The 22,861-nt window shown below is 65.5% G+C and carries 19 protein-coding genes; 2 read left to right on the forward strand and 17 right to left on the reverse strand.

Annotation, left to right across the window (positions count from 1 at the left end):
* Nucleotides 1-162: 162 nt before the first annotated feature.
* The 10 genes from J7360_RS06430 to purB form a co-directional block, all read right to left on the reverse strand.
* A complete protein-coding gene (locus tag J7360_RS06430) occupies nt 163-1,932 on the reverse strand; it encodes an ABC transporter transmembrane domain-containing protein (RefSeq protein ID WP_209033480.1) in 1,770 nt (589 codons plus the stop codon).
* Complete coding sequence (locus tag J7360_RS06435; RefSeq protein ID WP_033481316.1) at nt 1,929-2,531, reverse strand: YigZ family protein; 603 nt, start codon at nt 2,529-2,531, stop codon at nt 1,929-1,931. Before J7360_RS06435 ends, J7360_RS06430 begins: the two co-directional genes overlap by 4 nt.
* 226 nt (nt 2,532-2,757) lie before the next feature.
* Complete coding sequence (locus J7360_RS06440) at nt 2,758-3,351, reverse strand: TIGR00730 family Rossman fold protein (protein WP_022559660.1); 594 nt, start codon at nt 3,349-3,351, stop codon at nt 2,758-2,760.
* A gap of 214 nt (nt 3,352-3,565) precedes the next feature.
* Nucleotides 3,566-5,008 (reverse strand): dihydrolipoyl dehydrogenase, encoded by a 1,443-nt coding sequence (lpdA, locus tag J7360_RS06445; protein ID WP_007973245.1) that lies wholly within the window; start codon nt 5,006-5,008, stop codon nt 3,566-3,568.
* A gap of 111 nt (nt 5,009-5,119) precedes the next feature.
* Nucleotides 5,120-6,352, reverse strand: coding sequence for a dihydrolipoyllysine-residue succinyltransferase (sucB, locus tag J7360_RS06450; protein WP_057660292.1), 1,233 nt, complete (start codon nt 6,350-6,352; stop codon nt 5,120-5,122).
* 42 nt (nt 6,353-6,394) lie between these two features.
* The gene (locus J7360_RS06455; RefSeq protein ID WP_176215004.1) at nt 6,395-9,298 is read right to left on the reverse strand and encodes a 2-oxoglutarate dehydrogenase E1 component; all 2,904 of its coding nucleotides are present in this window, start codon (nt 9,296-9,298) and stop codon (nt 6,395-6,397) included.
* A 105-nt stretch (nt 9,299-9,403) separates the two neighbouring features.
* The gene (locus J7360_RS06460) at nt 9,404-10,333 is read right to left on the reverse strand and encodes a GNAT family N-acetyltransferase (protein WP_057660288.1); all 930 of its coding nucleotides are present in this window, start codon (nt 10,331-10,333) and stop codon (nt 9,404-9,406) included.
* Nucleotides 10,330-11,823, reverse strand: coding sequence for a cupin domain-containing protein (locus tag J7360_RS06465; protein WP_022559656.1), 1,494 nt, complete (start codon nt 11,821-11,823; stop codon nt 10,330-10,332). Before J7360_RS06465 ends, J7360_RS06460 begins: the two co-directional genes overlap by 4 nt.
* A gap of 245 nt (nt 11,824-12,068) precedes the next feature.
* Nucleotides 12,069-12,569 (reverse strand): DUF3060 domain-containing protein, encoded by a 501-nt coding sequence (locus J7360_RS06470; protein WP_057660280.1) that lies wholly within the window; start codon nt 12,567-12,569, stop codon nt 12,069-12,071.
* Nucleotides 12,570-12,807: 238 nt separating this feature from the next.
* Entirely contained in the window at nt 12,808-14,175 is a 1,368-nt protein-coding gene (gene purB, locus J7360_RS06475) for an adenylosuccinate lyase (protein ID WP_209033483.1), read from the reverse strand.
* 196 nt (nt 14,176-14,371) lie between these two features.
* Here purB and J7360_RS06480 point away from each other — a divergent pair, with 196 nt between their 5' ends.
* Nucleotides 14,372-15,322: a CAP domain-containing protein gene (locus J7360_RS06480; protein WP_209033485.1), complete on the forward strand. Its 951-nt coding sequence runs from the start codon at nt 14,372-14,374 to the stop codon at nt 15,320-15,322.
* Nucleotides 15,323-15,332: 10 nt separating this feature from the next.
* On the opposite strand, the gene J7360_RS06485 is transcribed toward J7360_RS06480, so the two are convergent.
* Nucleotides 15,333-16,703, reverse strand: a complete 1,371-nt coding sequence (locus J7360_RS06485) for a hemolysin family protein (protein WP_209033487.1) — start codon at nt 16,701-16,703, stop codon at nt 15,333-15,335.
* 235 nt (nt 16,704-16,938) lie between these two features.
* Here J7360_RS06485 and J7360_RS06490 point away from each other — a divergent pair, with 235 nt between their 5' ends.
* Nucleotides 16,939-18,342 (forward strand): class II fumarate hydratase, encoded by a 1,404-nt coding sequence (locus J7360_RS06490; protein ID WP_099801549.1) that lies wholly within the window; start codon nt 16,939-16,941, stop codon nt 18,340-18,342.
* 117 nt (nt 18,343-18,459) lie between these two features.
* On the opposite strand, the gene J7360_RS06495 is transcribed toward J7360_RS06490, so the two are convergent.
* From J7360_RS06495 to J7360_RS06520, 6 genes are all read right to left on the reverse strand, one after another.
* Entirely contained in the window at nt 18,460-18,882 is a 423-nt protein-coding gene (locus J7360_RS06495; protein ID WP_042805892.1) for a hypothetical protein, read from the reverse strand.
* Between the two features lie 367 nt (nt 18,883-19,249).
* The gene (locus tag J7360_RS06500) at nt 19,250-19,780 is read right to left on the reverse strand and encodes a DUF2884 family protein (RefSeq protein ID WP_057660273.1); all 531 of its coding nucleotides are present in this window, start codon (nt 19,778-19,780) and stop codon (nt 19,250-19,252) included.
* A 34-nt stretch (nt 19,781-19,814) separates the two neighbouring features.
* Nucleotides 19,815-20,633, reverse strand: a complete 819-nt coding sequence (locus tag J7360_RS06505; RefSeq protein ID WP_057660271.1) for a DUF4097 family beta strand repeat-containing protein — start codon at nt 20,631-20,633, stop codon at nt 19,815-19,817.
* A 10-nt stretch (nt 20,634-20,643) separates the two neighbouring features.
* The gene (locus J7360_RS06510) at nt 20,644-21,630 is read right to left on the reverse strand and encodes a hypothetical protein (RefSeq protein ID WP_057660270.1); all 987 of its coding nucleotides are present in this window, start codon (nt 21,628-21,630) and stop codon (nt 20,644-20,646) included.
* A complete protein-coding gene (locus J7360_RS06515; protein ID WP_209033489.1) occupies nt 21,627-22,502 on the reverse strand; it encodes an ABC transporter ATP-binding protein in 876 nt (291 codons plus the stop codon). Before J7360_RS06515 ends, J7360_RS06510 begins: the two co-directional genes overlap by 4 nt.
* Complete coding sequence (locus tag J7360_RS06520; protein ID WP_003483692.1) at nt 22,499-22,861, reverse strand: GntR family transcriptional regulator; 363 nt, start codon at nt 22,859-22,861, stop codon at nt 22,499-22,501. The genes J7360_RS06515 and J7360_RS06520 overlap by 4 nt, the downstream gene beginning before the upstream one ends.

Here is a 22,861-nt window from a genome sequence, read left to right on the forward strand (position 1 = left end):
CAGCGGCAGCTCGTCCGGCGAGGATGGACGACGCGCGGTAACCGCAGTGTACGAGCGGTGCATGCCGATTCCGAGCACCGGCCGCGCCCGCAGCGCGGTGAGCGCAGTCGTTTCGCTAGGTGCGCCAGATGCCATCGCTGGAACCACGGCGCCCAGCGAGGCTCATTGGTCGATGAACTGCAGCCGCGCCAGCTCCGCATACAGACCGCCTTGGGCGATCAACTGCGCATGCGTACCCTGCGCGACGATGCGGCCGGCATCCATCACCACGATGCGGTCGGCCTTGAGCACGGTGGCCAGGCGGTGCGCGATCACCAGCGTGGTGCGGCCTTCCATCAGCCGCTCCAGCGCCTGCTGCACCGCGCGCTCGCTGTGCGCATCGAGCGCGCTGGTGGCTTCGTCCAGCAGCAGGATCGGCGCATCCTTGAGCAGCGCACGCGCAATCGCCACGCGTTGCTGCTGGCCGCCGGACAGGCGCGTGCCGCGCTCGCCCAGTTCGCTGGCGTAGCCCTGGGGCAGGGCGCGGATGAAGACATCGGCTTCGGCGGCGGCCGCTGCCGCTTCCACCTCGGCATCGCTGGCTTGCAGGCGCCCATAGCGGATGTTGTCGGCGGCGCTGGCGGCAAACAACGTGGGTTGCTGCGGTACCAGCGCGATGTGCTCGCGCAGCAGTACCGGGTCGGCCTCGCGCAGGTCGATGTCGTCGATGCGCACCTTGCCGCTGACAGGGTCGTGGAAACGCAGCAGCATCGACAGCACCGTGCTCTTGCCCGCTCCGGACGGACCCACCAGCGCCACGGTTTCGCCGGGGCTGACATGCAGGTCGAACCCGGTCAGCGCCGGCGCGTCCGGGCGTTGCGGGTAATGGAAGACCACCTGGTCGAAATGGATCGCGCCGCGCAGCGGCTGCGGCAAGGCCTGCGGCGTGGCCGGCGCCACGATCAGCGGTTGTTCGTCGAGCAATTCACTCACCCGGCCCATGCCGCCGGCGGCACGCTGTAACTCGTTCCAGACCTCGGCCAGTGCACCGACCGAACCGCCGCCGATCAGCGCGTACAGCACGAATTGGCCCAGCGTGCCGGGCGTCATGCGGCCAGAAATCACATCGTGCGCGCCCAGCCACAACACCGCGACGATCGCACCGAAGATCAGCATGATCGCCACCGCGGTCACGGTGGCCTGGGTGCGGATGCGCACCCTTGCGGTATCGATGGCGGCAAATAGCGCGGTACTGAAACGCTGGCTTTCGTAACGCTCGCGCGCGTGCGCCTGCACGGTGCGCACCGCGCCCAGGGTTTCGGCCGCCAGCGTATTGGCGTCGGCCACGCGGTCTTGGCTTGCGCGCGAAATCTTCTGCAGGCGGCGTGCGCCCAGCACGATCGGCAGCACCGCCAGCGGGATGCCGATCAAGGTAAAGCCGGCCAGCCGCGGGCTGGTGACGAACAGCATGACCATGCTGCCGATCACCGTGACCGAACTGCGCAAGGCCACCGACATGGTCGTGCCGATCAGCCCCCGCAGCAATTCGCTGTCGGCCGACAGGCGCGACACCAGTTCGCCGCTGCGGCTGCGGTCATGGAACCCGGCGTCCAGTCCGATCAGGTGTGCGTACAGCCGGCCGCGCAGGTCGGCGACCACTTTTTCGCCGAGCAGTGCGACGAAATAGAAGCGCGCCGCAGTCGCCAGCGCCAGCACCACCGAGACTGCGAACAGCAGCGAGAACGCCTGATTGATCTGCGCGTCGCCGGAGAAGCCTTGATCGATCATGCGCTTGACCGCTGCGGGCAGGCTCAGCGTGGCGGCAGCGGAAATCGCCAGCGCGACCAGCCAGGCGGCGAACAGGCCGCGCTGGCGTTGGACGAATGGCCACAAGGTGCGCAGGCTGCCCAGCTTCCGCAACGGGCTGGGACGTGCAGCGGCTGGCTGGGTCATGCGGCTTCCGGGGTTGAGAGGTGGACACGATTGCGAGTGGCGTCGCACAGGCGGGTTTTCAAGCCGGCGAGCTGATCGGCAGGCAGTTGCACATGCAACGCTGCACCTTCGGCGTCGAAGCGTTCGTCCAGTTTGTCGGCATGGAAGGCCGCCAGTGCTGCGTGCACCAGGCCCAGATCGTCGAACCGGCACTGCACCTGCACCCGTGACAACGCGATCAATGGCTGTCGCGTTGCCAGCCGCAGGCACTCGGCCGCGGTACCGCCGTAGGCGCGCACCAGCCCGCCGGCCCCGAGCTTGATGCCGCCATACCAGCGCGTGACCACCACCACCACCCGATCGAAGCCCTGGCCGTCGATGGCGGCCAGGATCGGCCGGCCGGCGGTGCCGCTTGGCTCGCCGTCGTCGCTGGAGCGGTAGTCCTGCCCGAACCGGTAGGCCCAGCAGTTGTGCGTCGCGTCCGGCACTGCCACGCGCTGCACGATCTCCAGCGCATGCGCGGGAGCGTCCAGTGCGGCAGCGTGGGCCACAAAGCGACTGTGCTTGATGTCCAGACTATGGTGCGCATCAGCGGCGAGGGTATCGAGCATCGCCGCCATTCTATGCGAGGCGGTACGGCGGATCGCTGCAGCCATCGTGACTGCCGTTGCAAGCTGGCAGATCGAGGCGATGTCGTGCGACCGCGCTGCGCGCTGTCTGGAACGTCGCCGTGGAGCGGCGTCGCTGGCCAACAGCGCGCTGGTCGATGCCGGGGTGATGCGCGCAGTGGTCCACCGCGCGGATGCATGCAGTGCCGCCGCGTCGAAGAGACGGGGCGGCTAACGCTTACACCAGGGTGGAGCGACGCTTCTCGTCAATCCACTTCGACGCCTGCGCCGGAGTGTAGTGCCGCATCCATTCGAGCATCTGCTCGATATCGGCGCCATACCACAGGTCGGCGCGCTGGTCTGGATGCAGGAAGCGCTCTTCGACCATGCGGTCGATCATGCCAATCAGCGGTGCGTAGAAACCTTCGATGTCCAGAAAGGCGCACGGCTTGTTGCCGATGCCGAGCTGGCGCCAGGTCAGCATTTCGAAGATCTCTTCCATGGTACCGAAGCCGCCGGGCAGGGCCACGAACGCATCCGACAACTCGAACATGCGCATCTTGCGCTCATGCATGGAGCCGACGATTTCCAGCGTGGTCAACCCGCGGTGCGCTACTTCCCAATCGGCCAGTTGCTGCGGAATCACCCCGGTCACTTCACCGCCGGCCGCCAGCACTGCATTGGCCACGGTGCCCATCAAGCCAACGTTGCCGCCGCCGTACACCAGGCGCAGGCCCTGCTTGGCGATGCGATCGCCCAACGCAATCGCGCGCTCGACATAGGCGGGTTTGTTGCCGGCATTGGAGCCGCAGTAGACGCAGATGCTTTTCATGGGAGTCGGGATTCGGGAGTGGGGATTCGTAAAAGCGGCGGCGCGATGCGTCGATGTCATCTGGAAAGCGGTGGAATGCACGTTGCACGACTGTTCTGACTGGGCCTGAAAAACATAACGCCGGAATCTACCCGGCGTTATGTCATGGCTGGGAAATAGTCGGAGGCGGGAACCGCAATTGCGAATCCCCACTCCCGAATCCCAAATCCCGGCCTCAGTTGGCCTTATGAATCGCGCGCTTGCTCACCGCCATCGCGGCATCGTGAATCGCTTCGGACAGCGTCGGGTGCGCGTGGCAGATGCGGGCCAGGTCGTCGGCCGAGCCGTTGAACTCCATGGTCAGCACGCCTTCGTGCACCAGCTCGGACACGCCCACGCCCACCAGGTGCATACCCAGCACGCGGTCGGTTTCGGCATCGGCGATCACCTTGACGAAGCCGGCCGGCTCTCCCATCGCCACTGCGCGGCCGATCGCTGCAAACGGGAAGCTGCCGGCCTTGTAGGCGACGCCCTCGGCCTTGAGCTGCTGCTCGGTCTTGCCGACCCAGGCAATTTCCGGCTCGGTGTAGATGACCCACGGAATGGTGTCGAAATTGACGTGACCCGGCAGGCCGGCGATCAATTCGGCCACCGCGATGCCTTCCTCGAAGCCCTTGTGCGCCAGCATCGGGCCGCGCACGCAGTCGCCGATCGCCCACACGCCATCCACGCCGGTGTGGCAATGCCCGTCGACCTCGATCTGGCCGCGGTCGGTGACCTTGACGCCAGTGCCTTCGGCCAGCAGGTTCTTGGTGGCGGCCTTGCGGCCCACGGCCACCAGCAGCTTGTCCACGGTCAGGGTCTGCTCGCCAGCCGCGTCGGTGTAGCTGAGCACCACCTGCTTGGCGTCGCCGCTGCCGGTGATCTCGGTCTTGCCGACCTTGGCGCCCAGCTTGATGTCCAGGCCCTGCTTCTTGAATTCCTTCAGCGCGGTCTTGGCCACTTCGGCATCGGCCAGGGCCAGGAAGTCCGGCAGCGCTTCGAGGATGGTGACCTCGGCGCCCAGGCGCTTCCACACGCTGCCCAGCTCCAGGCCGATCACGCCGGCACCGATGACGGCCAGACGCTTGGGAACGGCGGTGAAATCCAGGCCGCCGACGTTGTCGACGATGGTGTCGCCGTCGAACTTGGCGAACGGCAGTTCGATCGACTCCGAACCGGCCGCCAGGATCACGTTGGTGCCCTTGAGCTCGATCTCGCCGCCTTCATGCTGGGTCACCTTGACGATGTTGCCCGGCTGCAACTGGCCGAAGCCGTAGTAAGGGGTGATCTTGTTGGCCTTGAACAGCATCGCGATGCCGCCGGTGAACTGCTTCACGATCTTGTCCTTGCGGCCAATCATCGTGGGCACGTCCATCTTGGCGTCGTTGAAGCTGATGCCGTGGTCGCCGAACAGGTGGCCCATGTTCCAGAACTGGCGCGAGGAATCCAGCAGCGCCTTGGACGGAATGCAGCCCACGCGCAGGCAGGTACCGCCCAGTGCCGGCTTGCCGTCCTTGCCCAGGGCCGCGTCGATGCAGGCGACCTTCATGCCCAGCTGCGCCGCACGGATGGCGGCGTGATAACCGGCCGGACCGGCACCGATGACGACGACGTCGAATTGTTCTTGTTCGCTCATTCTTCGCTCACGAGATTGGGAATTGGGGATTGGGGATTCGTAAAAGCAGGATGCGTGGGAAGGGGCGGCTCTCGCCAATCCCCAATCCCGAATCCCCAATCCCGGCTTTCATCACAGGCCGAACAGCATGCGGCCCGGGTTTTCCAGCTGGTTCTTGATGTCGACCAGGAACTGCACCGAGTCCTTGCCGTCGATGATGCGGTGGTCGTAGGACAGCGCCAGATACATCATCGGCGCGATCACGACCTGGCCGTTCTCGGCGATCGGACGTTCCTTGATCGCGTGCATGCCCAGGATGGCGCTCTGCGGCGGGTTGATGATCGGCGTGGACAGCAGCGAGCCGAAGGTGCCGCCGTTGGTGATGGTGAAGGTGCCGCCCTGCAGGTCGTCCAGGCCCAGCTTGCCGGCACGCGCCTTGGCGGCGTAGTCGGCGATGCCTTGCTCGACATCGGCGAACGACTGGCGCTCGACGTTGCGCAGCACCGGCGTGACCAGGCCCTTGTCGGTCGACACCGCGATCGAGATGTCGCTGTAGCCGTGATAGATGATGTCGTCGCCGTCGATCGAGGCGTTGACCAGCGGGAAGCGCTGCAACGCGTTGGCGGCAGCCTTGACGAAGAAGCTCATGAAGCCGAGCTTGATGCCGTGCGCCTTCTGGAACTCGTCCTGCAGCTCCTTGCGCGCGGCCGACACCTTGGCCAGGTTGACTTCATTGAAGGTGGTCAGCATCGCGGTGGAGTTCTTGGACTCCATCAGGCGCTTGGCGATCGTCTTGCGCACGCGGGTCATCGGCACGCGCTCTTCCGGGCGCGCACCAGAGGCCTTGCCGACGCCGCCGGCCTTGGCGAAGTTGACGATGTCTTCCTTGGTCACCGCGCCACGACGGCCGGTGCCTTCGACCTGCGAAGGATCCACGCCCTGGGTGATCGCGGAAAAACGTGCGCCCGGCGGCAGCGAATCGGCAGCGGACTTGGACGCAGCAGCAGGCGCCGCGGCGGCGGCCGGTGCCGGAGCGACCGCCGGTGCCGGAGCGGCCGCCGGTGCCGCAGCAGTCGCAGCCGGGGCGGCGGCCTGCTTCTCTTCAGCCGGTGCAGCCGCAGCCACAGCGCCTTCTTCGATGATCGCCAGGATCTGGTTGCTGGTGACCGTGCTGCCGGTGTCGAACTTGATTTCCTTCAGTACGCCGTCGACCGGCGAAGGAACTTCCAACACGACCTTGTCGGTTTCCAGGTCGACCAGATTCTCGTCGCGCTTGACCGCTTCGCCGGCCTTCTTGTGCCAGCTGGCGATGGTGGCGTCGGAAACGGATTCGGGCAGTACCGGAACTTTGACTTCGGTGGCCATTCGGGGAGCGTCCTAGGGTTTTCGTTCTTTGGGGAAGAGGAGTTATTCAGCGACTTGGTCGTTGAACGGGTTGAGCAGCGCATCGGCGATCAGCTTCTGCTGCTCGATGATGTGGTCGGCCATGTGGCCGGCGGCAGGCGAGGGCGAACGGGCACGGCCGGCGTAATGCAGACTCTGACCGCCGGCCAGGCAGAAGTTGAGGTGGTGGCGGATCTGGTACCACGCACCCTGGTTCTGCGGTTCTTCCTGGCACCACACCACATCGGTGGCGTTGGCATAGGCCTTCAATTCGGCCGCCAGCTGCGCGCGCGGGAACGGATACAGCTGCTCCACGCGCAGGATGGCGACATCGTCCTGGCCACGCTTGGTCTGGTCTTCGAGCAGGTCGTAATAGACCTTGCCCGAGCACAGCACCACACGCTTGACCTTGGCCGCGTCGGCCTTGGCGTCCGGGATCAGATGCTGGAACTGCCCGTCGGCCAGTTCTTCCAGGCTCGACACCGCCAGCTTGTGGCGCAGCAACGACTTGGGCGTCATCACCACCAGCGGCTTGCGGGTCGTCATGCGCATCTGGCGGCGGATCATGTGGAAGCACTGCGCCGGCGTGGTCGGCACGCAAACCAGCATGTTCTCCAGCGCACACAGCTGCAGGAAGCGCTCCAGACGAGCGGAGCTGTGTTCCGGGCCCTGGCCTTCGTAGCCATGCGGCAGGAACAGCGACAAGCCCGCGATGCGGCCCCACTTGGCTTCGCCGGCGGCGATGAACTGGTCGATCACCACCTGCGCGCCGTTGGCGAAGTCGCCAAACTGCGCTTCCCAGATGCATAGCGCATTCGGATCGGTGGTGGAGTAGCCGTATTCGAAGCCCATCACCGCTTCTTCGCTCAGCAACGAGTCGATGACAGTGGCGTCTTCCGGGTTCTGCACCAGCTGGCGCAGCGGCAGGTAGTAGTCGTCGGTCTTCTGGTCGTGCAGGATCGCGTGACGGTGGAAGAACGTGCCGCGGCCGGCGTCCTGGCCAACCAGGCGCAGCTTGTGGCCTTCGGCCAGCAAGGTGGCGTAGGCCAGGTTCTCGGCAAAGCCCCAGTCGCCGAGCTGATCGCCGGCGGCCATCTTGACGCGATCTTCGTAGATCTTCGCCACGCGGGCGTGCAGTTCGACGCCCTCGGGGATGGTGGTGATCAGCTTGGCCAGGCGGTCCAGCTGCTCGCGCTTGACGCGCGTGTCCACCGGATCTGCAGCCGTACCGACCAGGTACCTGGACCAATCGATGGCGAATTCGTCCGGCTTGCGCTTGGCCAGTTCGGTGGTGTACTCGCCCGAATCCAGCTTGTTGCGGTAGCCGTCCACCAGCGCCTTGGCCTCGTCGGCGTTCAGCACGCCTTCGCTTTCCAGCTTGGCGGCGTACAGCTCGCGGGTGGTCTTGTGCTTGCGGATGGTCTGGTACATCACCGGCTGGGTCGCTGCCGGTTCGTCGGCTTCGTTATGGCCCCAACGGCGGTAGCACACCAGGTCGATGACCACGTCCTTCTTGAACTGCTGGCGGAATTCGTAGGCCAGCTTGGACACGAACATCACCGCGTCCGGGTCGTCGCCGTTCACGTGGAAGACCGGCGCGCCGATCATCTTGGCCACGTCCGTGCAGTACAGCGTGGAGCGGGCGTCGTCGCGGGTGCTGGTGGTGAAGCCGATCTGGTTGTTGACGACGATGTGCACGGTGCCGCCGACCGCGAAACCGCGCGCCTGCGACATCTGGAACAGTTCCATCACCACGCCCTGGCCGGCGAATGCGGCATCGCCGTGGATCAGGATCGGCAACACGCTCTTGCGCTCGGCATCGCCGAAACGCTCCTGGCGCGAACGCACGCTGCCGACCACGACCGGGTCGACGATTTCCAGGTGCGAGGGATTGAAGGCCAGCGCCAGGTGCACCTGCTTGTCGGTGCCCACCGCGATATCGGCAGAGAAGCCCATGTGGTACTTGACGTCGCCGGTGTGCGCACGGTCGTCATGGGCATGCTCGAACTTGCCTTCGAATTCGTCGAACAGCTTGCGCGGGTTCTTGCCCAGCGTATTGACCAGCACGTTGAGGCGGCCGCGGTGGGCCATGCCGATCACGATGTCCTTGACCTGATCGTTGCCGGACTGGCGAATGATCTCGTCCATCATCGGGATCAGCGCATCGCCGCCTTCCAGCGAGAAACGCTTCTGGCCGACGTACTTGGTGTGCAGGTAGCGCTCCAGGCCCTCGGCAGCGGTGAGCCGCTCCAGGGTGCGCTTGCGACTGGCCGCATCGCCGGCAATCTTGCCGCCGGCGTCTTCCAGGCGCTTGTAAATCCACTGGCGCTGGTCGAACTCCTGGATGTGCATGAACTCGGCGCCGATGCTGCTGGCGTAGGTCGCCTTCAGGCGCGTCAGCAGATCCTTGAGCTTCATCCGCGGCTGGCCGCCGACACCGCCGGTGCTGAACTCGCTGTCCAGATCGGCCTGGGACAGGCTGTGGAACGGCAGGTCCAGGTCGGGCGGGTTGACCGGCGGGACCAGGCCCAGCGGGTCGAGCTGGGCGCCCAAGTGGCCACGGGCGCGGTAGGCGGTGATCAGACGGCCGACATTGCGCTCGCGCTCGTCACTGGCGCCTGCGCCGGTACCGGCGTTGGCAGCCTGCTTGGAGGCGGTGAGGATGTGGGCGATGGCCGCCGAGTGCGGCACATCGCCGGCACCGCGACCTTCGAAACCATCGAAGTAGCTCTTCCACTTCGGATCGACACTGTCCGGGGCGACGAGGTACTGCTCGTACAGATCCTCGATATAGGCGGCGTTGCCGCCGGCGAGTTGCGATGACTGCGCGAACTGCTTTAGGAGATTATCCACGATGGTAAGTCGGGTCTGCTGTGGGGATGATTGTGCGGAAGCGGCAGGGCGAGATGCCCTATCGGTCGGTCTCAAATCTCGAAAAATTATACCCCCTTGCGCTAGTGAGGGGGCGTCTGCAAGCTGACCGGCGGGGTAGACCAATTGCACGCGCGCCTACGTGCAAGGGGCGCTGCGGCGTCAGATGCCGAGCGCGCGCGGCTCGTTCCAAAGCGCGCTGCGCTCCCATATCTGCGCGAATTCGCGCTCCAGCTGGCGGCTGCGCGCTGCGCCCGACAGCCAGGTTTCGCCATCATCGAAGCGATGACCTGTTGGACGAAAGTAGTAGGCCTCGTCGCCGACAACATAGACCGATGCAAAACTTGCATCGACCGGGTCGCTGACCGCGCGGAACCGGAACACGCTGGGCAGGCGCTGTGCCAGGCGCAGCATCGCGCTGCTGCTGGCCGCGGCACTGGCGGTGTCTTGCACCAGGACATGTACACGCTTGTCGTGGCGGGCGGTGGCGAAACGACGCAGCGCGTCGAGCACCGCGGCGTTGTCGAACAGGGGCGGGTCCAGGGCGCGGGTGTAGATCAGCACCTGGCGGCGCGCGGCGCACAGCAACCCGGTGGTGGCGGCCAAGGCTGCGGTGAAGGAGTCCACTGCCATCGGGCCGTCGAGGCGACGGTGCACGACGGTACCGGGCGCATCGTAGGCCTGGCCAATGCGCTCGGGTGAGGAGAGGGAGCCAGCGTCGGGCAGAAAGCCCAGGCGCGCGAAGACCGCTTCCGCAGCTGGGCTGGGACATGCGCGCAGGCTATGCCAGCCGTGCTGCCGTGCCGCGTCGACTGCGGCAGCGAGCAGTTGGTCGGCCACGCCACGGCGGCGCCAGTTGGGCAGAACGCCGAGGCGGTCGAGGCGGCGATCGGCGGTGAGCCGCACCGAGGCGATCAGCTGGCCTTCGTCGCGTACGGCCAGATGCAGGCTGAGCGGATCCAATGCATCCCACTGGACACCGCCGGTGGCGCCAGCGGTGTCGGTGGCGCAGGCCAGCCGCAGCGCACGCAGCGCCGCGGCGTCGGCGGCCGGGTCCAGCGTGACGATCTGCGGTCTGGCGTACGCGGTCATGCAGGCTTGGTGGTGTCGTCGCTGTCGTCGGAATCGGTCTCGTCGGCGATCGCACTGTCGACGTCCTGCTCGGCTTCGGCATCGTCGCCGGGTTCGACATCGGCCTCCAGCGCCTCTGCCGGGGTGTCGGCAGCGTCGGCAACCTGTTCGACATCGGCGTCGGCATCGATGTCTTCGTCTGCCTCCGGCACGTCGTCCTCGGCATCGGCATCTTCGTCGTCGTGGTCGGCCGACACGCTCAGGGCATGCGCGTGGTCGTCCTCTGCGAGGTCGTCCTCGGCATCTTCGTGGGCGCGCTGGTAGTGGCCCTGTGCCAGCAGCTCCAGCACCACCTCGCGGCCACGCGGGGACAACTGCGCGTACAAAGTGCCGTCGATCTCTTCGGCCGCGGCCAGACGGGACGCATCCTTGGCCGACAGCGCAAACTCCAGGCCGCTGCAGAACAGCGTGGCGCCGCGTTTGGCGCGCCGCCAGGCCAGCCGCGACCACGGGTGGCGGTGCAGCAGCACGCCTTCTTCCAGCGCCTGCTCGACCGCTTCGCGCGGGATCGGCTCGGGCGCCGGCACCACGTCGCCGGAGGCGCGGTAGGTGGTCATGAAGCGGCCGAACCAGTCGCCTAGGCGGTCGGGGTCGTTCATGCGCAGCGCATTGAGCGCAGCGACCACGCGGTTCATCGCGGTGACGTCGATTTCGTAGGGGTCGGCCGGCACCTTGAGGTCTTCGTCGTGATAGCGCACGGCCTCGTCGGCATCGGCAATCAAGGTGTCCAGGTAATCGCCGATCAGCTCGGCCGAGGACGGTGCGCGGGTGCCGATGGAGAAGGTCAGGCAGGCGTCTTCGGCCACACCGTGGTGCGGGATCAGCGGCGGCAGGTAGAGCATGTCGCCCGGGCCCAGCACCCAATCGTGGGTGGGCTTGAACTCGCGTAGCAGCTTGAGCTCGACATCGTCGCGGAACGCCAGCGGCGTGGCCTTGCGGCCCTGGACGGTGCGCGCGTCGATCTGCCAGCGGCGGTGGCCCTGGCCCTGCAGCAGGAACACGTCGTAATGGTCGACATGCGCGCCCACCGAGCCGCCAGTGGCCGCGAAGCTGATCATGATGTCGTCGATACGCCAGCGCGGCAGGAAGCGGAAGTGCTCCAGCAGGGCACGCACGTCGGCGTCCCATTTGTCCACGTCCTGCACCAGCAAGGTCCAGTCATGGTCGGGCAGTCCGGGAAAATCGGTTTCCTGGAACGGGCCGGTGCGCACGTCCCAGCCGTCGGTGGTGCGGTCGTGGCTGATCAGGCGTGCCAGCACGCCGTCTTCGCAGGCCAGCCCGGCCAGGTCTTCCGGCTGCAGCGGCGAGGCGAAATCCGCGAACGCATTGCGGATCAACAGCGGGTGCTTGTGCCAGTAATTGCGCAGGAAACGCTCGACCGGCATGCCCAGCGGCTGTCCCGGACGGGCCTGGACTTCGATGGCAAGTGGGGTCGCTTTACGTACGGCCATTTGGGGTCCTTACACGATGTAGAAGAGAGTGCGGTGCGCGGCATCGGCCGGCGCCAATGGCCTATTGTCGACTGCCCGAGCCGGATGTGCACCTGTGCGGCGCGCAACGTGCCCGCTCCGGTTCGCCGCTGCAGGGCTGGCCGGCGTTTCCGATCGCTTCTTCGTGTTGATGGCCTTGCCAGCGGCATGGTGGCGCCTGCCGCGCACGCCGATCGTCGCGTGCGCGGGTAGCGCACCGGCGCGCATCACATCACTTTGTTGCCGCTGCCACGATCGTCCAGTGCGGGTTTGCTGGATGGGTTGACGGTGTTGTCGTTGCCCGAAAACCGCACCTGTTTCACGGCGCGCGCCAGCACCAGATTCTTGTTGCCCTGGATGTCCACGCGATCGACATCGGTCAGATTGAGCGTGTTGGCGTGACCGCTCACGCTGAGCTGACCGAGTTGCCTGTTGAGTACCGTGAAGTTGCTTCCCTCCAGCCGAATGTTGCGCGCGGTGTCCAGATTCATCGCGCCACGCGAGGCGGTGATGGTGACCGTGCCGCACTCGCCGTGCAGGACCCATTTGCTGTCATCGCGGGTCAGCCGCACATCTTTGCCGGCACAGTCTGCGCCGCTGGCCGGATCGGTCAGTGTGGACGAGACCGACGACAGCGCCTGCGCAGCGGGGCCGTCGCCGCCGCATCCGCTCAGTGCAAGGACGCTTGCCAGCGTCAACAGGGACAGTGCCGTGTGGGTGACGCGCATCGCCGGTCTCCTGAAAAGTAAGGCCGGCACGATAGCAGTCCGGTCAGGTCACCCATGTGCAGGCCCTCGCCGGCCATCCAGTCCTCTAAGGCCGTGCGACGCATCCGACGCGAGGCGTCGTCATCACGGGCCTTGATCGTGCGTCATCGGCATGCGGTGATGCCGATGAAGCCTCGCCGATGAGGCCGATGACGTGGCCCGCTTCGCAAGCTCCCACCGGGCTTGCGGTTCGGTCAGCTCAGATCGCGCGCGCCAGCTGCTCGGCCAGTCCGGTGTAGGCGCCCGGGGTGAGCGCGCGCAGGCGCTGCTTGTCTTCTTCCGGCAGTTGCAGATTTTCCACGAAGGCCTGCATCGAGGCGGCGGTGATGCCCTGGCCGCGGGTCAGCGCCTTGAGTTGCTCGTAGGGATTCGGCAGGCCGTGGCGGCGCATGACCGTCTGCACGGCTTCGGCCAGCACTTCCCAGGCCGCATCCAGGTCGGCATCCAGGCGCTCGGGGTTGACGGTGAGCTTGCCCAGGCCCTTGGCCAGCGAATCCAGCGCGACCTGGGTATGGCCGAACGCGGTGCCGAGTGCGCGCAGCACGGTGGAATCGGTGAGGTCGCGCTGCCAGCGGCTGATCGGCAACTTGGCGGAGAAGTGTTCGAACAGCGCGTTGGCGATGCCGAAATTGCCCTCGGCATTTTCGAAGTCGATGGGGTTGACCTTATGCGGCATGGTCGAGGAGCCAACTTCGCCCTCTTTCAGCTTCTGCTTGAAATAGCCAAGCGAGATATAGCCCCAGATGTCGCGCGCCAGGTCGATCAGGATGGTGTTGGCGCGGCGGCTGGCATCGCCGATTTCGGCCACATTGTCGTGCGGCTCGATCTGGGTGGTGTAGGGGTTGAACACCAGGCCCAGGCTTTCCACAAAACGCTGTGCGAACGCCGACCAGTCCAGGTCCGGGTACGACACCAAGTGCGCGTTGTAGTTACCGACCGCGCCGTTGATCTTGCCGGTCAGTTCGACCGCGGCGATCTGCTTGCGCTGGCGCTCCAGGCGCGCGACCACGTTGGCGATTTCCTTGCCCAGCGTGGTGGGCGAGGCGGTCTGGCCATGGGTGCGCGAGAGCATCGGCTGGGAAGCCTGAGCGTGGGCGAGGGTGCGCAGCGCTGCGGTAATACCATCCAGGCTGGGCAGCAACACCTGACGGCGGGCCTGCTCCAGCATCAGTCCGTAGCTCAGGTTGTTGATGTCTTCGCTGGTGCAGGCAAAGTGCACAAATTCCAGTGCCGGGCCGAGCTCGGCGTCGTCCTTGAGCTGCTCCTTGATGAAGTACTCCACCGCCTTGACGTCATGGTTGGTGGTGCGCTCGATTTCCTTGACCCGCGCGGCATGGGCCACGCTGAAATCGTCGGCCAGGACGCGCAGCCGCTGCGTGGCAGCCGGCGAGAACGGCGCCAGTTCGGCGATGCCCGGCTCGGCGGCCAGTGCCAGCAGCCATTCGATTTCGACCTTGATTCGCGCCTTGATCAGGCCGTATTCGGAGAAGATCGGGCGCAGCGCATCCACCTTGGAGGCGTAGCGGCCGTCGAGCGGGGACAGGGCGAGCAGAGCGGAATCCGACATGGGCAAGGGGGGCGGCGGTGACGGTGGGGCCAGCATTCTACGCCGCCGGCGCTGTGGGCAGGCCCGGTGCCCTGCAAAACGGGTCCCCAAGCCCACGGCAGAGAGGCTGAATGGCGGGCTACCTGCGCGGCCGAGGGAGCCCGACATGGCGCGACCTGCACTTTATGGTAGAGCTCCCTGCGCTGTTCCGGCTGCCATGCGCCCGATCTTCGCTAGCCTCGCCTTTGCGATCTTTACCGCCGCGCTGCCTGCCGCCGCACAGGAGGCCGACTTCGCCGCGCAGGCGGCGGCGCTGTATCGCACCCCGCCCGCGATCGCCAGCTGCCGCGCCGGAGACCTGCAGCCGGCGCAGCGGCAACGCGTGCTGGCGCTGATCAACGACATCCGTCGGCTGCACGGGCTCGACGCGGTCGACGACGACCCGGCGGCCGAGCCCGAAGCCACCCAGGCGGCCTTGGTGATTGCCGCCAACGGCCGCCTCAGCCATACGCCGACGCCGGACTGGCGCTGCTATTCCGACACCGCAGCCAAGGGCGCGCGCCGCAGCCTGATCTATGGCGGAGTCAGCTCGCCGCTGCTGCGTTTCTCCAGCGCCGAACAGATCGTGATCGAGTGGCTGACCGACGCCAACAATGTCAGCGCCGGTGGCTTGGGGCACCGGCGCTGGCTGCTGGATCCGTTTCTGCAACGCGTCGCCTTCGGCATGGTGGCCGGTCGCGACGGCGCCGCGTTCAGTAGCGGTGCCGCGCTGCGCTTCGTTCCGGCGGTCGGCGTCGCGGCGCGGACGCGTGAGGATTTCATCGCCTGGCCGATCGGCGAGTACCCGGGCCGCTACTACGTCGACGATGCGCTGTTGTCGTTCACCGCATTGCCGGACCGCAAGCGCAAGTTCGCCAATCGCGATGTCGACTATGCCGATGCGCAGGTGCAGATCCGCGAGCGCGATGGACGCCAGCTGCAGGTACGCAACCTGAGCGACGACCACGAAGGTTTCGGGGTGCCCAACAGCCTGCAGTTCCGGGTGCCGCGCCTGCAGCCGGGTGTGATGTACGACGTGACCATCCGCGGGGTGCGGTTCGGCGGGCAGTCGCGCGATTACCGTTATTGGTTTCGCATCGGCCCATCGCCTCGCGCGTCCGCCGACTGAATCGACGGCATCAACTGGCCGCGTCGACGGCTTCGCCCACCGGGCGCACCGTGACTGCCTGGATGCGGTGGCCTGCCATGCGCCGCACGGTCAGCAGGTGGCCATCCAGCTCCAGTGTTTCGCCTTCCTCGGGCAAGCGCTGCAGCTGATGCAGGATCAGCCCGCCGACCGAATTGACGTGGTCCGGCGCGCTCAGGTCCTGACCGAGCAGGCGTTCCAGGCGGAAGATCGAGGTGCTGCCGGCGATCAGCAACGAGCCGTCCTGGCCACGGATCGGGGCATCGCGCACCACGTGACGGTGCTCGTCCTCGATGTCGCCAACCACCACTTCCAGCAGGTCTTCCAGGGTGAAAAAGCCCAGGATGCGGCCTTCTTCTTCCACGCATAGTGCCAGATGGGTAGTGCCGGTGCGGAATTGCTCCAGCGCGTTGGGAATCGGCGTTTCCAGGGTCAGCACGGTGGGAGGACGCAGCAGCGGGTGCAGATCGTCCAGGTTTTGGCCGCGTGCCATCGCCACCAGCAAATCCTTGGTGTGCAGGATGCCCAGCACCTGTTCGCCATTGGCATCGAACCAGGGGTAGCGGCTGTAGCGCGACTCACTGAATTCGGCCAGCACCGCCTCCAGGGTCATGCCTTCGCGCAGGCTGCGCATGTGCTCGCGCGGGCGCATCAAATCGCCGGCGACCAGATCCGGCAATTCCAACGCGTGGCTCATCAAGGCCAGCCCCTGGTCGGGCGCAGCGGCGTTCGGGTCCTGGCGGCCGACGATCAGCATCAGTTCCTCGCGTGAGTAACGATGCGAGTGATGTTCCACCTCGCCCCAGCCGAGCAGGCGCAGAAAGCGATTGGCGCTGGTATTGAGTACCCAGATGGCCAGGTACATCAGCCAGTAGAAAACGTACAGCGGCGCAGCGGTCCACAACGACATGCGTTCCGGGCGGCGGATCGCCATGGTCTTGGGCGCCAGTTCGCCCAGCACGATATGCAGGAACGAAATCAGGCTGAAGGCAATCGCCAGCGCAGTGAATTGTGCCGCTTCCGGCGACAGGCCCAGCGTAGCGAACAGCGGTTGCAGCAGATGTGCAAAAGCCGGCTCGCCGACCCAGCCCAACCCGAGCGAAGCCAGCGTGATACCGAGCTGGCAGGCCGACAGATACGCATCCAGATGCGCGTGTACACCGAGCAACAAGCGCCCGCGCCAGCCGTTGGTTTGCGCCAGGCCCACCGCTTGGGTGTGCCGCAGCTTGACCAGCGCGAACTCGGCGGCGACAAAAAATCCATTCAACAGCACCAGCAGCAATGCCACCAACAGCAGCAGGACGTCACCCAACATGGCCGCCTCCATGCGCTGCAGGAGTGGTCCATCCGCGTGCCACCGCATGTGCAGCCGCGATGTGTAGTGTTGCGGCAACCGATGCGGAACGTGCGTTTCTACAGTCAGGCTCGTCGCCCATGGCGGCTTGGTATCTCGTCATGATCAGCAGGCAGTCTAGCCGACAGCGTGCGACGACATCGTCGCAACGCGGCGTGCGAGTATCGTAGACAGTCTCGCCAGCGTGGGTACGCCCGCCGCCAGCCATCCATCACCACAAATCAGCAATGTGCGGAGAGTGCAGATGAGCGAACGTTTCAGGACCGAACACGACAGCATGGGCGAACTGCAGGTGCCCGCCGATGCGTTGTGGGGCGCGCAGACCCAGCGCGCGGTGCAGAATTTCCCGGTGTCCGGGCAGCCGATGCCGCGTGGTTTCATTCGCGCGCTGGGCTTGATCAAGGCCGCGGCAGCCGGCGTCAACGCCGAGCTTGGATTGCTGCCGAAGTCGATCGGCAAGACCGTGCAGGCCGCTGCGTTGCAAGTGGCCGAGGGTAGCTTCGATGCGCAGTTTCCCATCGATGTGTACCAGACCGGTTCGGGCACTTCGTCCAACATGAATGCCAATGAGGTGATTGCCACCCTGGCCACGCGTGCCGGCAAGGATGCGGTGCATCCCAACGACCACGTCAATCTGGGCCAGAGTTCCAACGATGTGGTGCCCACCGCCATTCGCGTGTCGGCATTGCTGGCTGTGCAGGAACATCTGCAACCGGCGCTCAAGCATCTGCGCAAGACCATCGACAAGCGCGCCAAATCGCTGGACAAGATCGTCAAGACCGGTCGCACGCATTTGATGGATGCGATGCCGCTCACCTTTGGTCAGGAGTTCGGCGCGTGGTCGGCGCAGCTGAGTTCGGCGCAGGAGCGTATCGACGACGCGCTCAAACGCTTGCGACGCTTGCCGCTGGGCGGCACGGCGATCGGGACCGGCATCAATGCCGACCCGCGCTTCGGTGGCAAGGTCGCCAAGGCCTTGTCCACCCTGAGCGGAGCCAGGTTCGAGAGCGCGGAAAACAAGTTCGAAGGACTCGCCGCGCAGGACGATGCGGTGGAGTTGTCTGGCCAACTCAATGCGCTGGCGGTGGCACTGATCAAGATCGCAAACGACTTGCGCTGGATGAATGCCGGCCCGTTGGCGGGCCTGGGTGAAATCGAACTGCCGGCGCTGCAGCCTGGCAGCTCGATCATGCCAGGCAAGGTCAATCCGGTGATCCCCGAAGCCACCGTGATGGCGTGCGCGCAGGTGATCGGCCACCACACTGCCATCACCATCGCCGGGCAAACCGGCAACTTCCAGTTGAACGTGACGTTGCCGCTGATCGCCTACAACCTGCTGGATTCGATCACCTTGCTGGGCAACGTTTCGCGTCTGTTGGCCGACACCGCCATTGCCGGTCTGAAGGTGCGTCAGGAGCGCGTCCGCGAGGCGCTGGACCGCAACCCCATCTTGGTGACGGCACTGAACCCGATCATCGGTTACGAAAAGGCCGCGGCGATCGCCAAGCGTGCCTACAAGGAGCAGCGGCCGGTACTGGATGTGGCCAAGGAAGACAGCGGGCTCGGCGAAACGGAACTGCGGCGATTGCTCGACCCGACGGCATTGACGCGTGGCGGTATCCATGCCGGCGGCGGTAGCGGGGGCTGATCATTGCAGTGCATATGCAGGAGCGCGCTGGTGCATTATCGATAACGCCCTGTCGCGCGCAGGCGCGCTGCTGCCGGTCTTGCTGCTTTGTCGTCGCTTGTCCAAGGCGGCTAAGCGTCAATGCCGCTCGGCCTGCACATTGCCGAAGCTCTCCCGATACGGCTGCAGCGACGGAATTTCATCCAGCAGTTCACCACTGAGCGTCTGGATCTGCGGCGTGGCGGTCAGCTTGATCGACTTGTATTCCGGATCCGGGCCGGCCTCGTTGACCGCCTGCTGACGCAACATCTGCAGGTGGCCGAACAGCAGCTGCAGCTTGGCGCGTGTCGGCTCTTTCTGCGGTAGCGCGATGTCGTCGATCTTGAGCGTGCCATCGGGGGTGATTTCGGCATTGGCAGCCGGCGGGCGGCGGATCATCACCGACTGCGTGGTGACCGCAACGCGCGGCTTGCCGCGTTCGGCGCGGCGAGACGATTGGTCGCCACAGGCAGCAAGCGTGCACAGCAGAAGCGCCATGCAGAGCATCACGAACTTGTTCATGGGGTCGATGGAGTGAGGGGAGCGCATTAGTGTAATCCCGCTCCGGTCTGCGGATCGGCAACGCGGCGGTCCTGTGCCTGCCAAAATGTCGCAGGGCATCGTTCTGTTTGGCCGCCGTGCACGCATCGTCGGCTGGGAGCGCTTTCCGGCCGGCCAATCAGCAGCGGCGCGCGCCATGCGAACAGCTGTGCAGTCGGTGCGATACGCAGTTGCTGAGCGGTGCTGATGGAAGCGCTGCCACCTCCCCCGCGAATAGTCGTCAACCAGGCGTGGGGCGCACAGGCGCCGCAGTGCACGAGCTGCACATGCCGCGCCGCGCACCGACGACGCCCGCTTGTCGGTGGGCGAAGTCGGTTTGTCGGCCGCTCTACTTGCGGCAATCGTCGATGTCGTGCTGGGTCAGGGTCGAGTACGGCGCAAACGCCGGCACCAGGTGCGCGGCTGCATCCTGCGCGGTGCGCAGCGTGGCCAGCTGGTCGCAGATCTGCAGGGCCTTGTTCTTGAAGGTGTCCGCCTCGGCCTCGATCTTGTCGCCGATCTGATCGGAATTGCCGATGAGCACGCCCTTGATCGCTTCGCCGGCCGCATGTGCCCCGAACGCCGCGCCCTGGGTGCCAATGTCGATGCCCTTCTTGGCCACGCCTTGCACCTGCGTGTAGTAACTCCGCATCGCCTGACGTTGCGCCTCGTTCAAGTCCACCGGCTTGCCGTCGATGCTGAGCGCGCCATCGACGCTGATGGTGGCGGCCGGCAAGCCATCGCGCTTGAGCGTCAGGCTCTTGCCGGTAAAGGTCACGCCGGCACCATTGGCCTGGCCGGAGACGTTGACGGTCGGTTCGGACTTGCCGCAACCCGCCAGCAAGACGCTCGTCACTAATGCCGAAACAAGCAGTTTCATCAGCAATTCCCCCACATCCTGAAAGAAGTCGTCGTCATTTGTCTGCCGGCACCCGCGTGCTGCCGGAGACCTCGCTCACATCGATATCGCCGCTGCCTTTGTGCGCCACGCTCAGATCGCCACGCACCTTGCGGACATTCAACGCGCCGGAAGCGACCGACTCCACGTTGACATTGCCTTGCACATCGCGGATATCGACATCGCCCGAGCCGATCGTGCCGATCCTGATGTTGCCTGCGACGCCGTGCAGCTTGACCTCGCCGGACTGCACTTTCGCCACCTCTGCAGCGCCGTGCACCTCGCGCGCCTTGAGGTCGCCCGAGCCCACTGCCAGCACGCGCAGAGCGCCCAGATCTTCCAGCTCGACATCGCCGGAGCCCACCTTGGCAGTCACGCGGCCCTTTGTGCGATGAATCGTCATGTCGCCGGAACCCACATCGGCGCTCACCGCGGCGGCCCCGTTGATCTGCGCATCGCCGGATCCCACGTCGAATTGCACCAGCACCGTGTTGGGCACGCTGCCGCGCAGATCCAGGTAGGAGTAGCTGTTGCCGAAGGAAAACCGGCGGTCATCGTTCAAGGTCACCACCAGCTTTTCGCCGACGCGCTTCTGGGTCACGGTCAGGCTCTTGAGCAACTCGGCCCTGGCAGCACAGGCGCGCCCGCCCAGTTTTCCGCCGCCGCTGGGCGAGGCGTCCAGATGCAGGTCGTTGGAAGCGACCTCGAACAGGACCGACTTCACGCCGGTCAGCTGCAGGTCCAGGCTGCGCGGTTCGGAGAATTTGCACTGCTCCTCTGCCGCTGCAACACCGGGCAATGCGAGCAGGATGGCCAGGCTCAGGGTCAGGCGCATGGGATGTCCCTCAGGCTTCGGAGCGCCGACGGCGCAGATAGATGGAGGCGGCGATCAACGCAACGCCGATGGCTGCGCCGATCCAGATGTCAGGGCTGCCATACACACGTGTGCTATCGGTGTGCTGCAATGCCCACTGCACCAGATCGCTGGGGTTCTGGATCATGCTGCTGTCCAGATTGCCGCTGACGGCAAGCGGCGACCAGGTGCCGGGCAGGGCGCTGAGCAGGCCGCGATAGCCGACGATGTACCAGATCCAGCCGATCGGCAGCGACACGCCTGGCATCGCCGAGAGAATGCTTAGCATCACGCAGGCCAGCAGCGGAAACAGCACCGCCCACAGGAACGGCTTGCTGTTGGCCCAGGCCGAGCAGAACATCAGCCAGCCCACGGTCGGCAGCGCCCACAACAGGCTCATCGGAACGGTCTTCAGCAACAGCCACAGCAGCGAAAACGGGTGCGAATGGGTCGCCAGCGCCCAGGGGCTGGGCACACCTGCAATCAAGGCGCCAACGATGGCGATCAACCACAGCGCCATGCCGACCGCCGCACCGATCGCGATGGAAATCAGCGGCGCCAGCAGCAACGCCCAGGCGGCCTTGGACAACACCGTCTGCACGTCCGACACCGGCAACGATTTCCAGAACAGCACGCTGCGGTCGCGGCGGTCGTCGTACAGGCTGCCGAGCGCATAGAAAAACACCACAAACGCCAGGACCACCGAGGCGATGCCGATGCCGCCCAGCAGCAGGCCGTCGCCGACCTGGCCCAGCGTGCGGGTGTATTCGGCCAGGTCGTCCATGGCGATGCTGTCGCCGACCATGTTGCGGCGCGCACTGATCGCACCGATCACCGCGCCCAGCAGCGCGAAGAACACCGCAATGCCGCCGGTGATGAACTGCGCCCACACGAAGCCGCCACGGTGCTCCCAATATTCGCGTTTGAGCAGCCAGGCGAAGGTGCGTGCGGGTGACGCTTGGTTGGTCAATGCATTCATGCGTAGGTCCCCTTCATGACCGCAACGAACAGGTCGGCTAGGCCGGGATTGCGGGTTTCGCCAAAACGGGCGAGCTGCTCTTTCGGCGCGCCATCGAACAACATCACGGTCTTGCCGAACGGCAGGCCGCGCTCGTCGATCGGTTTCAGGGCGCGCGCTGCATCCAGCTGGTCGGCACCGACCAGGACTTCGGTGTAGCGCTCGGAGACGCTTTCCATATCGGCGGTGAGCACGATGCGGCCGTCGCGGATGAACATCACATCGGTGAGGATGTGTTCGATCTCCTCGACCTGGTGGGTGGTGACGATGATGGTCTTCTGCTCGTCGAAGTAATCCTCCAGCAGGCGCTGGTAGAACTGCTTGCGGTAGAGGATGTCCAGGCCCAGGGTCGGTTCGTCCAGCACCAGGATGCGTGCGTCGATGGCCATCACCAGCGCCGGATGCAGCTGCACGATCATGCCCTTGGACAACTCGCGCACCCGCGATTTGCGGTTGAGCTGGGTATTGGCCAGGAAGCGCTCGCACTTGGCGCGATCGAAACGCGGATGCACGCCGGCGACGAAATCGATCGCTTCGCCGACCCGCAGCCAGCGTGGCAGCACCGCCACATCGGCAATGAAGCAGACCTCGTTCATCAGCGCGTTGCGCTGCGTGCGCGGATCCATGCCCAACACCTGCAACTCGCCGGCGAAATCGGTCAGGCCCAGCACCGCCTTGAGCGCAGTGGTCTTGCCGGCGCCGTTGGGGCCGATCAGTCCAATAATGCGGCCAGCGGCGATGGTGAAGCTGGTGTTGTCCAGCGCGAGCCGATGCTTGTAGGCCTTGCGCAGGCCACGTGCATCGACCACATGGTCGGAGGAGACGGCGGTCATGGTGTTTTTCCCTGTGGCAACAGATCGTCGATGGACAGTCCCAGGCGCTGGATCCTTTCCAGCACGGCGGGCCATTCTTCATTCAAGAAACGCTCGCGTTCGCTGCCTCGCAGCTTCTGTGCGGCTTCCGGGGTCATGAACATGCCCAGGCCGCGGCGTTTCTCCACCAGGTTCTCGTCGGCCAGTTCCTGATACGCACGCGAGACGGTGATGGGGTTGAGTTGGTAATCGGCCGCCACCTGGCGCACCGAGGGCAGGGCGTCGCCGGGCTTAAGAATTCCATCGAGCATCATGGCAATCACCCGTTCCTTGAGTTGGCGGTAGATGGGAGCGCCGTCGCTCCACTGAATATCGTTCAT

The sequence above is a fragment of the Xanthomonas sp. D-99 genome (assembly GCF_017746145.1).
Taxonomy (GTDB): domain Bacteria; phylum Pseudomonadota; class Gammaproteobacteria; order Xanthomonadales; family Xanthomonadaceae; genus Xanthomonas; species Xanthomonas cissicola.

Excerpts from the sequence above, each read along its gene's own strand:
- J7360_RS06515 (WP_209033489.1), bottom strand. The coding sequence starts at position 22,502 with ATGACCGCCGTCTCCTCCGACCATGTGGTCGATGCACGTGGCCTGCGC.
- J7360_RS06485 (WP_209033487.1), bottom strand. The coding sequence starts at position 16,703 with ATGCGGTGGCACGCGGATGGACCACTCCTGCAGCGCATGGAGGCGGCC.
- lpdA (WP_007973245.1), bottom strand. The coding sequence starts at position 5,008 with ATGAGCGAACAAGAACAATTCGACGTCGTCGTCATCGGTGCCGGTCCG.
- J7360_RS06495 (WP_042805892.1), bottom strand. The coding sequence starts at position 18,882 with ATGAACAAGTTCGTGATGCTCTGCATGGCGCTTCTGCTGTGCACGCTT.
- J7360_RS06435 (WP_033481316.1), bottom strand. The coding sequence starts at position 2,531 with ATGGCGGCGATGCTCGATACCCTCGCCGCTGATGCGCACCATAGTCTG.
- J7360_RS06460 (WP_057660288.1), bottom strand. The coding sequence starts at position 10,333 with ATGACCGCGTACGCCAGACCGCAGATCGTCACGCTGGACCCGGCCGCC.
- J7360_RS06465 (WP_022559656.1), bottom strand. The coding sequence starts at position 11,823 with ATGGCCGTACGTAAAGCGACCCCACTTGCCATCGAAGTCCAGGCCCGT.
- sucB (WP_057660292.1), bottom strand. The coding sequence starts at position 6,352 with ATGGCCACCGAAGTCAAAGTTCCGGTACTGCCCGAATCCGTTTCCGAC.
- purB (WP_209033483.1), bottom strand. The coding sequence starts at position 14,175 with ATGTCGGATTCCGCTCTGCTCGCCCTGTCCCCGCTCGACGGCCGCTAC.
- J7360_RS06505 (WP_057660271.1), bottom strand. The coding sequence starts at position 20,633 with ATGCGCCTGACCCTGAGCCTGGCCATCCTGCTCGCATTGCCCGGTGTT.
- J7360_RS06470 (WP_057660280.1), bottom strand. The coding sequence starts at position 12,569 with ATGCGCGTCACCCACACGGCACTGTCCCTGTTGACGCTGGCAAGCGTC.
- J7360_RS06520 (WP_003483692.1), bottom strand. The coding sequence starts at position 22,861 with ATGAACGATATTCAGTGGAGCGACGGCGCTCCCATCTACCGCCAACTC.
- J7360_RS06490 (WP_099801549.1), top strand. The coding sequence starts at position 16,939 with ATGAGCGAACGTTTCAGGACCGAACACGACAGCATGGGCGAACTGCAG.
- J7360_RS06440 (WP_022559660.1), bottom strand. The coding sequence starts at position 3,351 with ATGAAAAGCATCTGCGTCTACTGCGGCTCCAATGCCGGCAACAAACCC.
- J7360_RS06500 (WP_057660273.1), bottom strand. The coding sequence starts at position 19,780 with ATGAAACTGCTTGTTTCGGCATTAGTGACGAGCGTCTTGCTGGCGGGT.
- J7360_RS06510 (WP_057660270.1), bottom strand. The coding sequence starts at position 21,630 with ATGAATGCATTGACCAACCAAGCGTCACCCGCACGCACCTTCGCCTGG.
- J7360_RS06430 (WP_209033480.1), bottom strand. The coding sequence starts at position 1,932 with ATGACCCAGCCAGCCGCTGCACGTCCCAGCCCGTTGCGGAAGCTGGGC.
- J7360_RS06480 (WP_209033485.1), top strand. The coding sequence starts at position 14,372 with ATGCGCCCGATCTTCGCTAGCCTCGCCTTTGCGATCTTTACCGCCGCG.